The organism is Paractinoplanes rhizophilus, assembly GCF_042664765.1.
GTDB lineage: Bacteria > Actinomycetota > Actinomycetes > Mycobacteriales > Micromonosporaceae > Actinoplanes > Actinoplanes rhizophilus.
This window is the reverse complement of the sequence record NZ_JBHTBJ010000033.1, coordinates 73,416-85,375: the sequence shown is the minus strand read 5'-3', so window position 1 is coordinate 85,375 and position 11,960 is coordinate 73,416. Positions and strand designations below refer to the sequence as shown.

General features: G+C 70.3%; 8 protein-coding genes and 3 pseudogenes. 6 read left to right on the top strand and 5 right to left on the bottom strand.

What is annotated here, in order from left to right; all coding sequences use genetic code 11:
- Together ACFQS1_RS31400 and trhA are read right to left on the bottom strand one after the other, a co-directional pair.
- A pseudogene (locus ACFQS1_RS31400) lies at window positions 1–137 on the bottom strand (IS256 family transposase); the annotation flags it as partial.
- Window positions 138–395: 258 nt separating this feature from the next.
- Window positions 396–1,031 carry a PAQR family membrane homeostasis protein TrhA gene (gene trhA / locus ACFQS1_RS31395; RefSeq protein WP_378975405.1) on the bottom strand — a complete coding sequence of 212 codons (636 nt, stop codon included), beginning with the start codon at window positions 1,029–1,031 and terminating at the stop codon, window positions 396–398.
- 1,079 nt (window positions 1,032–2,110) lie between these two features.
- Here trhA and ACFQS1_RS31390 point away from each other — a divergent pair.
- Window positions 2,111–2,359: pseudogene (locus ACFQS1_RS31390) on the top strand (STAS domain-containing protein); the annotation flags it as partial.
- Between the two features lie 498 nt (window positions 2,360–2,857).
- Here the strand turns inward: ACFQS1_RS31390 and ACFQS1_RS31385 are convergent.
- Window positions 2,858–4,069, bottom strand: coding sequence for a PP2C family protein-serine/threonine phosphatase (locus ACFQS1_RS31385; protein ID WP_378975403.1), 1,212 nt, complete (start codon window positions 4,067–4,069; stop codon window positions 2,858–2,860).
- Window positions 4,070–4,419: 350 nt separating this feature from the next.
- Here ACFQS1_RS31385 and tkt point away from each other — a divergent pair, with 350 nt between their 5' ends.
- From tkt to ACFQS1_RS31370, 3 genes are all read left to right on the top strand, one after another.
- The gene (gene tkt / locus ACFQS1_RS31380; protein ID WP_378975401.1) at window positions 4,420–6,630 is read left to right on the top strand and encodes a transketolase; all 2,211 of its coding nucleotides are present in this window, start codon (window positions 4,420–4,422) and stop codon (window positions 6,628–6,630) included.
- Window positions 6,631–6,799: 169 nt separating this feature from the next.
- On the top strand, window positions 6,800–7,537 hold the full coding sequence (locus ACFQS1_RS31375) for a GAF and ANTAR domain-containing protein (RefSeq protein ID WP_378975399.1): 738 nt from the start codon (window positions 6,800–6,802) through the stop codon (window positions 7,535–7,537).
- A 37-nt stretch (window positions 7,538–7,574) separates the two neighbouring features.
- A complete protein-coding gene (locus ACFQS1_RS31370; protein WP_378975397.1) occupies window positions 7,575–8,300 on the top strand; it encodes a GAF and ANTAR domain-containing protein in 726 nt (241 codons plus the stop codon).
- Between the two features lie 15 nt (window positions 8,301–8,315).
- Here the strand turns inward: ACFQS1_RS31370 and ACFQS1_RS31365 are convergent, their stop codons facing one another.
- On the bottom strand, window positions 8,316–8,984 hold the full coding sequence (locus ACFQS1_RS31365; protein WP_378975395.1) for an alpha/beta fold hydrolase: 669 nt from the start codon (window positions 8,982–8,984) through the stop codon (window positions 8,316–8,318).
- A 371-nt stretch (window positions 8,985–9,355) separates the two neighbouring features.
- Entirely contained in the window at window positions 9,356–10,381 is a 1,026-nt protein-coding gene (locus tag ACFQS1_RS31360; protein ID WP_378975393.1) for a fatty acid desaturase family protein, read from the bottom strand.
- 365 nt (window positions 10,382–10,746) lie between these two features.
- Between ACFQS1_RS31360 and ACFQS1_RS31355 the strand changes: the two genes are divergently transcribed.
- Window positions 10,747–11,196 carry a DUF5994 family protein gene (locus ACFQS1_RS31355; RefSeq protein WP_378975391.1) on the top strand — a complete coding sequence of 150 codons (450 nt, stop codon included), beginning with the start codon at window positions 10,747–10,749 and terminating at the stop codon, window positions 11,194–11,196.
- A 122-nt stretch (window positions 11,197–11,318) separates the two neighbouring features.
- Window positions 11,319–11,936 (top strand): annotated as a pseudogene (locus ACFQS1_RS31350) (sigma-70 family RNA polymerase sigma factor).
- The last annotated feature ends 24 nt before the right edge of the window (window positions 11,937–11,960 follow it).

The window sequence follows — 11,960 nt, the reverse complement described above, 5'->3', positions numbered from 1 at the left end:
TCGGCCTGCAACGCCCGCTCGAGAACCGCTTTCGTCATCTGATTCAACAAACCGTCCACACCATCCAGCGGCGTGCCGGCCCGCTTCGCGTCATTGATCAACGCATCGATCGATTCCGCCGACAACGACTCCGCCAACCGCCGGCCCGCCGCCTCGTCGACTCGGGCCGCATCTGTGTCCTGTGTCACGTCGTGTCCCATCTGACCGGTTCTCAAGCCGGTCGATCTTGGCACACCCCCGACTTACACAGCTCCCCTGACAGGGCCGAAACGTCAGCGCGACAACGGGCACAAGATCTCCTCAAGGCCTGCCGATAAGGGGTGAACTACGGCAACAAGTACCCCCACCGATCGTGGCCAACCCACAATGACCTGGCCGGCTCCGCAATCGGGCGCTCAGGCGACGGTGCCACGCAGGGCGATGGAGATGCCGATGCAATGGGCGGTGAAGGCCGCGACGGTAAGGGCGTGGAAGACCTCGTGAAAGCCGAACCAACGCGGGTTGGGGTCGGGCCGTCTGACGCCGTAGACCACGGCGCCGAGGGTGTAGAGCACGCCACCGAGGATGAGGAACGTGACCACCGGCGCGCCGCCGGTCTGCCGGAATCCGGGCAGGTACATCACCGCAACCCATCCCAGGGCGACGTACACCGGCACGTACAGCCAACGGGGCGCGCCCACCCACAGCACCCGGAAGGCCACACCCGCCAGCGCGCCGCCCCAGACGATCCACAGCAAGCCCCGCGCCTGGCCCGGCGGCAATGCGAGCACGCAGAAAGGCGTGTAGGTGCCGGCGATGATCAAGAAGATGTTGGCGTGGTCCAGCCGCTTCAACACGCTGTAGGGCCGCCCGGTCCAGCGACCGCGGTGATACAGGGCGCTGACGCCGAACAGCAACGCCGACGACACCGTGAACAGCGCCAACGCGAGCCGGGGACCGGCGCCCGGGGACAGCACCGTCAACAGCGCCCCGACAGCCACGGCCACAGGAAATGTGCCGGCATGCAGCCAACCCCGCAGCCGCGGCTTCACGGAGGTCCACCCGCGGGTGACTGCGGGCCTGCCGTGACCATGACGGTGCAGCAGGACGTCGAGTGCCGTCTCATGGCCAACCCCTTACGTGCGCAGATCTCCACACGCCGAGGGCTGGGGCGCCGACCGTTGACCGGCCACACCGACGACGATACGCGGGAACCGGTCACGGCGCACTTCTCGCCGAGATCATCCTTACCTGATCGACACGATGAGCGGGCCGTTGGACGCCCGGCTGGCCCGATATCGGAGACGGCTGGCCGCGCCCCAGGACAGCGATCCGAAGGTCTCGCCGGTCTCGCCTCGTTACGAAGCTGCCCTGCACGTTCGGCAGGTGGCGATCACCGCGCAGCGGGAGGAGCTTTTACGCTGGCGGGACGCCGGCCGGCTGCCCGATGAGAGATCGGAGCGATGACGGTTTGGGTGGCGGCGAGCGCGTCGATCAGGTGGTCCCAGGTACGACGGGTGCCGCCGAGGCCGTGGAGCAACAACAGCGGCACCCCGCGCCCGCGGTCGTGTACGACATGGTGCGTCCCGCGATCCGCAGGCGGGCGTCGGAGCGGACGGCCGGAGAAGAAGGCTCAGCTGACGGCTGAGTGGTGGTGGCGATCGTAATGGTGGTTCTCCCAGGAAATTCGTCGGTCTGCCGAATGCAGGGCTCCGGTGGCCGATGCCGGACCGGGCGCTGGTGGCAGTGAAGCCGCAGGCGATGTGGCGCTGCGGTCGCTCCTACGCTACTCCGGCCTACACCTTCGCCGTTCGCATCTCGCCAGCGCGGTGCAGTTGCAAGCCGGTGGAAACGCCAGCGACCAGCGCCGCGGCGAGGAGGCCGACAGCATGGACTCCTCAGCTCGGTGGCTGTGCGGGAGCCTGCCGATGGCGCCGATGGCGAAAGTTGACCGGCTGATCGACGACACGACATGCGCGACTCCAGGTGTTTGCTCTGGTCGCCGGCGGGCATGCGCCACATGTCGGAGACGTCCACTTCCGTTCAACGCACCCGGCTAGGGCTGTCAGCTTGTGACTCCGCACAGGGTGCCCGGCAGAGGGAAAGCGATGTCATCCGCTAGCGATACGCCTTGACCTGGGATTATGGCGTTCAGGACGGCCTGCCGGTCCTGGCCCTGAGCGGGAACCTGACCACGGCGGCCAGTACGTTGCTGCACAGTCTGTTGGGAGAAGCACGGCAGCAGGGTCAGGCTGCGGTGCTGATCGACGTGTCGGCCTTGGCGGTGAACGACACGGAGACCGTCGCCCTGTTCGCGAGCATCATGATCGAGGCGCTGCAGTGGCCTGGCGTGTCGGTTCTGATCTGCGCGCCGACCACCGAAATGAGGAATCTGCTGGGTGCGGGCGCGCTGGATCCGAGACTGCTTTTCGACAGTGTCGCCGCCGGCCGGGCGGCTGCGATGGTGGCGGTGCCGTCGATCACCAAGGACCTGCTGCCGATCGCCGGTGCCGCGCGCCGGGCCCGCGACGTGGTCACCGAAGCATGCCTGCGGTGGGACGAGCCCAGCCTGGTCGGCAACGCGGCACTGGTGGTCAGTGAGCTGGTGACCAATGCGTCGATGCATGCGAACACGATGATGACGTTGCAGATCCGGTTGCGGTCGTGCCACCTGCATATCGCCGTCTTCGACGGCTCAGCCACCCACGCCGTGGCCCCGGCAGGCCGGACCGGGCGGTGTCGGCGGCCGTGGCCTGCAACTCGTCGACGCCGTCTCCGCGGCCTGGGGCTCGACGACCCTGGCCACCGGCAAGGTGGTGTGGTCGGCGCTGGACCGCCCCGGCAGCCCCTGAACGCCGGGCGGTTCGAGGTCGCCGGTTCAGTGCGATCGCGAGGTGGGCCCGTTCACCGACAGCGCGATCACCGCGACATCGTCGTCGACCTGGGCGAACGTGCCGAGCAGGCCGGCCAGAGCCTTGACGACCACCGGGGCGCTGGTCGGGCCCAGACCCTGCGCGAACTCCCGCAGCGCCTCGTCGCCGTACCGCGCGCCGGTGGCAGTCCGTGCCTCGGTCAGGCCGTCGCTGTACAGAATCAGCGTGTCGCCCGCGCCCAGCGAGATCGTCCGGGCAACCAGGCGCGGCTCGGCCAGGATGCCGACCAGAGTGCCTCCGTCCGTGGTGTGATAAGCGGCCGAGCCGTCGGCGCGCACGACGAGAGCCGGCGGGTGGCCACCAGAGGCCACCGTGGCCGTGTAGCCGCTGCGCTGCCGTTCGAGAATGCCGACGATGACGGTGCAGTGCCGGTGCCCCGGCGCGGCGTAGTCCTGGTACAGGACGGTGTTGAGATTCCGCAGCACGGCGACCGGCTCGGAGTCGTAGACGGCGGCCGCACGCAAGGTGTACCGGGCGGCGGCGGTCACCGCGGCGGCCGCCACCCCCTTTCCGCGGACGTCGCCGAGGAAGAAGCCCCACCGATCGCCCGACAGCGGGAAGAGGTCATAGAAGTCGCCGCCGACCTCGTCGGCGGAAGCCATGTGGTAGTGGGACGCCGTCGTCATGCCGGGCGGAACCGCCAGCGAGGTGGGCAGCAGACTGCGTTGAAGCCCGGCGACCAGAAGTCGGAGCCGGTCCCGTTCGAGGTCGGCCACCTGGCGGGCAGCCAGCAACTGCCTCTCGTACGCGCGCCGCTCGCGCGCGTCGAAGACGGTGGTGCAGATCATCAGCGGAGCGCCGTCGCGGCCCGCTCTGACGGTAGAGGTGATCAGTACCGGTAGCGGCACGCCTCCGCCGGTATGCAACTCCAGCGCGACGCCGCTCGCCTCCCCCTGGAGCCGCAGAAGGGGTGCATAACGCGTCTCGTAGAGAAGACGGCTGCCGGGAGCGAGCAGGTCGGTGAAGCGACGCCGGCCGATCAGGTCATCGCCGGCCGCTCCGACCCAGTCGAGCAGGGTGGCGTTGACCTTCACGATCGTGCCGTCCGGCAGCGTGGAGACGAAGCCGCACGGCGCGTTGTCGTAGAAGTCGTCGAGGTCGTCCTCCGGCAGCGCCGCGTCGCTCCGACGGCGGGAGCTGCGACCGAGCGGCCACACTACGCGCAGATGCAGTCGGTGGCCGGATGTCCTGGTCGCTTCACGAGTCGAGTCTCTCATCCGGGATAACAACACGTCGCCTCCTGGAGTCCTCCGCCGGGCGGCGAGGCGTCAGCCACCGGGGTCTGGAGCGACACATCGACGGTACGCCGTCCGGGCGCCCGCCGCGAGCACCGCCCGCGAGGCGTCCTCCGGCGTTTAGCGGCCCGCCCGCCGGGCACTCTGTAAATCCATGGCTTTCGCCTCCTTCGAGCAGCTCTTCGGACGGCATCGCCGGCAACCGGCCGGGTGCTCGTCCGGCGTGGCCGGTGTCCGGCTCACGCCCCCGTCGCCAGATTGAGGAAATCGCCATGACCGAGTTCCACCCTTCCCCGTCCCAGCTCGTCCGGCAGGTGCCGGCACCGATCGCGGAGGCCGTGGGCTGGTCCGCCCTGGACGTGCGTGCCGTGGACACCGCCCGGCTGCTGGCCGCCGACGCCGTCCAGAAGGTGGGTAACGGTCACCCGGGCACGGCGATGAGCCTAGCGCCGCTGGCGTACCTGCTCTTTCACGACGTGTTGCGGCACGACCCCAACGACGACGAGTGGCTCGGCCGGGACCGGTTCGTGCTGTCCGCCGGGCACACCAGCCTCACCCTGTACACCCAGCTCTACCTCAGCGGGTACGGCCTCGAACTCGACGACCTGCGTGCCCTGCGCACCTGGGGCTCCGCGACCCCGGGGCACCCCGAGTTCCGGCACACCCGCGGTGTCGAGATCACGACCGGGCCGCTCGGCCAGGGCCTCGCCAGTGCCGTGGGCATGGCCATGGCCGCCCGCCGCGAGCGCGGTCTGCTCGACCCGGACGCCGCGCCGGGACAGAGCCCGTTCGACCACCACGTGTACGTGATCGCCTCCGACGGCGACCTCATGGAGGGACTCACCGCCGAGGCGAGTTCGCTGGCCGGGCACCAGCAGCTGGGCAACCTGGTGGTGTTCTACGACGCCAACCGCATCTCGATCGAGGACGACACCGGCATCTCCTTCAGCGAGGACGTCCCGGCCCGTTACACCGCCTACGGCTGGCACGTACAGACCGTCGACTGGACACGGACCGGTGATTATGTCGAGGACGTCGACGCGCTCCGCACGGCTGTCGCGGCGGCGAAGGCGGAGACCGACCGGCCGTCGCTCATCCAGCTCCGGACGATCATCGGCTGGCCCGCACCGACCAAGCGCAACACCGGCAAGGCCCACGGCTCCGCTCTCGGCGCCGACGAGATCGCCGCGACGAAGCGCCTGATCGGCTTCGACCCGGACGTCTCGTTCGCGGTCGACGACGACGTCCTGGCGCACACGCGCGAGGTCGTCGCGCGCGGTGCCCGCGTACACCGGGAATGGTTGTCAGGTTTCGAGGCTTGGCGCGGCGCCCACCCGGAGCGCGCCGCGCTTCTGGACCGCCTGCTCAAGCGACAGTTGCCGGACGACTGGACGGCGGCGTTGCCCACCTTCGCGCCCGACCCGAAGGGCATGGCCACCCGCAAGGCCTCCGGTGAGGTGCTCACCGCGCTCGCGCCGGTTCTCCCGGAGCTGTGGGGCGGGTCCGCCGACCTGGCCGAGAGCAACAACACCACCATGACCGGCGAGGCCTCCTTCATCCCGGCCGCCCGGCAGACTCGCGAGTGGGCCGGCGGCCCGTACGGCCGGACCCTGCACTTCGGCATCCGCGAGCACGCCATGAGCGCCATCCTCAACGGCATCGCCCTGCAGAGCCTGACCCGCCCCTACGGCGGCACGTTCCTGGTCTTCAGCGACTACATGCGACCCGCCGTCCGGCTGGCCGCGCTGATGCAGCTGCCCGCCACCTACGTCTGGACCCACGACTCCATCGGTCTCGGCGAGGACGGGCCGACCCACCAGCCCGTCGAGCACCTCGCCGCGCTGCGCGCCATCCCCGGCCTGGACGTGGTCCGGCCGGCCGACGCCAACGAGACCGCGGCCTGCTGGCGCGCGATCCTCGAGCACACCGACCGGCCCGCCGGCTTGGTCCTCTCCCGTCAGAACCTTCCGGTGCTCGAGCGTGGCCCCCAGGCGTACGCCTCGGCTGCCGGCGCTGCCCGTGGCGGCTACGTCCTGGCCGGATCGGGCACCGACGCGGACGTCGTCCTCGTGGGCACTGGATCCGAGGTGCAGGTCGCACTCGACGCCCGGGAGTTGCTTGAAGCCGAGGGCCTCACCGTCCGCGTGGTCTCTATGCCGTGCCGGGAGTGGTTCACCCAGCAGCCGTCCGCCTACCGTGACGAGGTCCTGCCGCCCACGCTGCGCGCCCGGGTCAGCGTCGAGGCCGGCGTCGGACAGGGCTGGCGCGACATCGTCGGCGACGCCGGCCACATCGTCAGCCTCGAGCACTTCGGCGCCTCCGCCGACTACCAGCGGCTCTACCAGGAATTCGGCATCACTTCGCAGGCCGTTGCCGGGGCCGCCCGGGACAGCATCCGGGACGCCGCCGGCCCCGTACGCCCCGGCGGCTCGCAGCCGACCGCCAGCCCCACGGCCGGCGGCACCGGCGACCGGCCCGCTTGAGCGGGCCTTCTCACCCGCGCCGCGACGTGGGCGTAGGGTGACGCCTACCAGTTACTTCGGACAAGCTGCTGCCCTGGACCTCGGCGGTTCCCCGATCGAGGGAGAGGTGCAGCCATGAGAGACCACCCGCGTCCTCGAGCCGCCCGAGCGCGGCGCGGCGGACCACCCGGTGGGCGTCGTGGATGAGCGCGCCGTCCGGGTGCACCGCCTGGTCTCTGACGAGCCGGCGCGTCCCGGCGACGGCCACGGCGTCGCCGGCCGGCTGCGCCGGTTGTGCACCGCCGCCGGGCGGGCCCTGTCCGCCTCCGGCGCCGGGGTCAGCGTGCTCGCCGGGGACGGCATGCGGGGCGTGGCCGCGGTGTCCGAGCCGGCTTACGAGCCACTCGAGGAGCTGCAGTTCACGCTCGGCGAGGGCCCCTGCCTCGACGCGGTCACCAGTCGTCAGCCCGTGCTCGTGCCCGATCTCGCGGACGGCGCGATGGGACGGTGGCCGGGCTACGCGTCCGCCCTGCACGACACGGGGGTGCGGGCGGTGTTCGCGTTCCCGTTGCAGATCGGCGCGGCACGGCTCGGAGCCCTCGACGTCTTCCGCCACGAGGCGGGTTCCCTGACGGCCGGGGAGCTCCGTGACGCGCTGACCTTCGCCGACGTGGCGGTGACGACGCTGCTCGACGGTCAGGCGCGGGCGGTGCCCGGGTCTGCCGCCGACGGCCTGGAGGACGAGGTGGTGGGGCAGCGCGCGGAGTTGTTCCAGGCGCAGGGGATGGTGGCGGTCCAGCTGGGTATCTCGTTGGCGGACGCGCTCGCCCGATTGCGCGCTTACGCGTACGCCGAGGACAAGCCGTTGGGAGACGTCGCACGCGACGTGGTCGCGCGTAGGGTTTCGTTCGACGGCGGCCAGTCATGACCGCAGTCGGATTCGCCAGAAGGGGCGGTATACCGCTGTGACCACCGTTTCCCCCGAGCGGCTAGCGACCCTGTTCGTCGACGTCGCCGACACACTCGTCGACGAGTTCGACGTGGTGGAGTTCCTGCAGATGCTCACCCGGCGGGTGGCCGGTCTGTTCGACACCGGTGAGGTCGGGCTGATGCTCGCCGATCACCGCGATCGGTTGACTTTCATGGCCGCCTCCGACGAGAGTGCCCGGCTGATGGAGTTGTTCCAGCTGCAGTACGGCGACGGCCCCTGCCTCGACGCCTTCCGCACCGCCCGCCCGGTGACCAACGTCAACCTGGCCGCGGCGACGGAGAAGTGGCCCGGGTTCGCACCCCGCGCCGCCCTCGCCGGCTTCGAGTCGGTGCACGCCTTCCCGCTGCGGCTGCGCAAGCAGGTGATCGGCGCGATGGGCGTGTTCGGCAGCTCCACCGAGCTGGACGACGCGGACGCCCACATCGTGCAGTCGCTCGCCGACGTCGCCGTGATCGGCCTGTTGCAGGAACGCGCCATCCGCCGCGGCGAGGTGCTCACCGGCCAGTTGCAGAGGGCCCTGAACAGCCGCGTCGTCATCGAGCAGGCGAAGGGCATCGTCGCCCAGGCCCGCGCGGTGAGCCCGGACGAAGCGTTCACGCTGATCCGTGACTTCGCCCGGCGCAACAACCGGCGCCTCGGCGAGGTGGCGGGCGCCATCGTCACCAGCCTGCCGGCTCTCCCGGATCTGGACGGCCGATGATCCGGTCGGGGTGTCTCATGCCGCCGGCGCCCGGGACCGGACGAAACGTCTGACCGCGGCGGCCGTCTCGGCGCCGGCCGTCGTCACGACGTTGTGGGCGGCGCCGTCGACCGTCACCACCGACACCCCGGCCAGACGCACGGCCATGCGATCGAGCCACGAGCGTGGTGCGATCGGGTCCCGGCTGCCGCGCAGGAGCATGGTCGGCACGTGGATCGCCGGCAGTTTGCCGTAGATGTCGTCGGCCACCGCGTGGCGCAGAGTGATGCGGATGCGCCGGATTCCGGCCTCCCTTATGTCCCTAGCTAGAATGGGAACCTGCCGCACGTCCTCGTGGACAAGGTCACGCAGCAGCCGCCTGGTCTGCCCCCAGGCGGTGGCGGCGACCGGGTCGGTGGTGGGTCCGACGAGGATGAGCGCGCCGACCAGGTCCGGGCGGCGCACGGCCAGCTCGGCGGCGATCTGCCCGCCGAACGAGTTGCCGAGCACGGCGGCGCGGCCGATGCCGAGCGTGTCCATCAGTGCGGCGACCGTCGCGGCGTGCGCACCGACATCAGCGACGACCGCCGGTTTGCCGGACATGCCGAAGCCAGGTAGGTCCGGCACGTAGACCGAGCCCGGTCCCAGACGGCGTGCGGTCGGCATCAGGTAGCGGTGCGACACCGCGAGACCGTGCAGCAGCACCCAAGGCGTCGCGGCCGGGTCGGCCGACCGCCGGCGGACGTGCAGCAGCGAACCGCCGGCGCGTTCCGTCCGGCTGACGAATCCGTCCGCCTCACCCGGCGCGGCCAGGGCCGCACGGCGGTCCGTCGGGCCGAGGCGTCCCGGCCGGTTCGCTCGCGGATTCTCGGGTCGGGCGTCAGTGATGGCAGCCTCCTACGAAAGTGGGTGTCCCCGGGCGCCGCTCACTCCTTCGTACGGGGACGAACGCAGGGAGCCGGATGGGCCGAGGCGATCCTGCGGGCCGACCGGTGTCCCCCTCTGACGACGGCCCGCAGGATCCACCAAACTGCGGAGAAAAGCATGAGTGTTCCGGCGGTGGGCCGGAGAGGACGTCAGCGGGACGTCGCCCGCAGCGGGGCGCCGACGGCGTGCAGGTGACGCAGGGCCTGCCGGTACGACTCGATCAAGCTCGTCTCCACATAGGGGATTCCGGCTCGTTCGCAGTACTCCCTGACGATGGGCTGCGCCTTGGGCAGATTCGGGGTGGGCATCGCCGGGAAGAGGTGGTGCTCGATCTGATAGTTCAGTCCGCCGAGGGCCAGGTCGGTCAGCCGGCCACCCTTGACGTTGCGGGAGGTCACCACCTGCTTACGCAGGTAGTCCTCGTCGCCGGTCGGGTGCGGCATCCCCTTGTGGTTGGGGGCGAACGTCATCCCCAGGTACACCCCGAACACCGCGTGGTGCACGAGGAAGAACACCAGCGCCTGCAACGGGGACAGCACCAGCAGCAGCGCGGCCACGTAGGCGATCAGATGGCCGGCCATCAGACCCGCTTCGAGGCCGCGACGCTTCATGCCCGGACGACGTAGCGCCTTGATGCTGGAGATGCGCAGGTCGATGCTGAGCAACGTCAGGAGGGGGAAGAAAAGCCCGGCCTGATGACGGTTGACGAAGCCCTTGATCCCGCGCCGGCCCCACGCCGACTCGGTGGCCCAGATGAGCAGCTCGGGCTGGACGTCCGGGTCGAGGTCGTCGTGATTGGGGTTGTTGTGATGGCGGGTGTGCTTGTCCATCCACCAGCCGTAACTCATCCCGACAGCGACGTTCGCGGCGATCCGGCCCGCCGTGGCGCTGGGCGTCTTGGTGCGGAACACCTGCCGGTGAGCGATGTCGTGGGCGAGGAGGGCCGTCTGCGAGAACGCCACGCCCAGCAACCCGGCCACCGCGATGCTCCACCACGACGAACCGATCAGGGCGAAGGTGGCCCACACCCCGACGAGCATCGCGGCCACGACGCTCATGCGTACGGCGTAGTAGGCGGGCCGGCGTTCCAGCAGCCCGGACCGGACGATCTGGCGGTTCAGCGCGGCGAAATCACTGCCGGCGACCTTCGGCCGCTGTATTACCGATGCGCTCATCGCGCGACTCCTAAAAACCTGCTTGCCGGGTACGGCGATGGCGCGGAGCCCGGCAAACGTGAACTGACGATGAGGCCGCGGAGTCTGGACGGCCGGCGCGTCACCGCCCGAGGCGGCTGGCGCAGTACTGCAAGGGTTACCCGCGGGCGGACTCAGTAAACCGGTTGCCGGGCGCCACCCGGATGACCAAGGCGCCGCCGTCGACTCAGCGCACCGTGGTCATCAACGATGGCCGGCCGACGATACGCACTGCCGAAATGGGTGCGCGTAGGGTGAAGAGACACCGACTTCTCGACGTCTCCTCCGACGAGCGCACCGCGCCCGCCCTTTGATGGCGCGGACGTCGCCGACCGGAAGGCAATCCGATGATGAGGACCACGACCAGCACTTCACGAGTACCGGACGATGCCGTACGCCTGCGGATGGACCCGGTGCCGTCCCGCACCACCGTCCTCGACGGAGCCTGGTGGCCCCGGTCCACCGACGTGGTCGCGGAGCTTCCCGCGCTGGTCGATACCCTGGCCGATCTCCGCGGCCCGATCAGCCACGTGCTGTTGAACGCCGGCGAGTGGGATCTCCCCCATCCGCGCCGGGCCACCGCCGGCGGCCGGGCGGTGCGTCTGGGCTGGTTCACCTCCCAGCCGGCGGGGCTGATCACCATCATGAGCGACTTCGGGCGTGACCGTTTCGACCTGCTGGTGGTCCCGCCGGACGCCAGCCGGGCATCGGCCGACACGGCGCTGGCCGCCGCGGCCGACCCGAACGACAAGCGCCACACGCCCGAACTGCTCGCCGGGGTCCAGCACACCGGTTGACCGGTGTTGCCGCCGACCGCTCGAAAGCGCACCGGCGGGTCTACACTGGGACATGCGCGGCTCCGTGGGAGCCCGTTGCCCCAGACTTCGGCATCGAAGACCTCTTTGATCGAGGGACTCTCATGCCTGACGGTGCTGGCGGCCTCATTTTCGGCGTTTCCTGCCCGCTCGACTCCTCGCCGTCCGACGTTCTGGCGGCGATGTCCTCCCTTCCTCTCGACCACCCCGCGCGGTCGGCGTTGCGCGACCGGGCCGTCGAGGCGAGGCGGTGGACAGGTTCGACCCGGACCGGAAGGTCGACTTCGTCGGCTACGCGATCCCGACCATCGTCGGGGAGATCAGGCGCTACTTCCGTGACCGTTCCTGGGCCCACCGTCGCCGACATCGCCGCGTACCTCGGCACCAGCGAGGAGCAGGTGCTGGAAGGCCTGGAGGGTGCGCTCGCCTACACCGCGACGTCGTTGTCCACGCCGGTGGGCCACGAGGGCTACCGCGAACTGGGCGACACGCTGGGCGCGAACGACCACGAGTACGAGATGGTCGAGGGGCGGGCCTCGCTCGAGCGTGCGATCAGTCTCCTCGAGGAGCGGGACCAGACGATCCTGATCCTGCGCTTCTACGGCAATCACACGCAGGCCGAAATCGCCGGCCGGCTCGGGATCTCGCAGATGCACGTCTCCCGATTGCTCACCCGGTCGCTGGGTCGGCTCCGCCGCGCCCTGGCACCGGACCACGGCTGAGCCGACCGCCACAACCGAACAGGG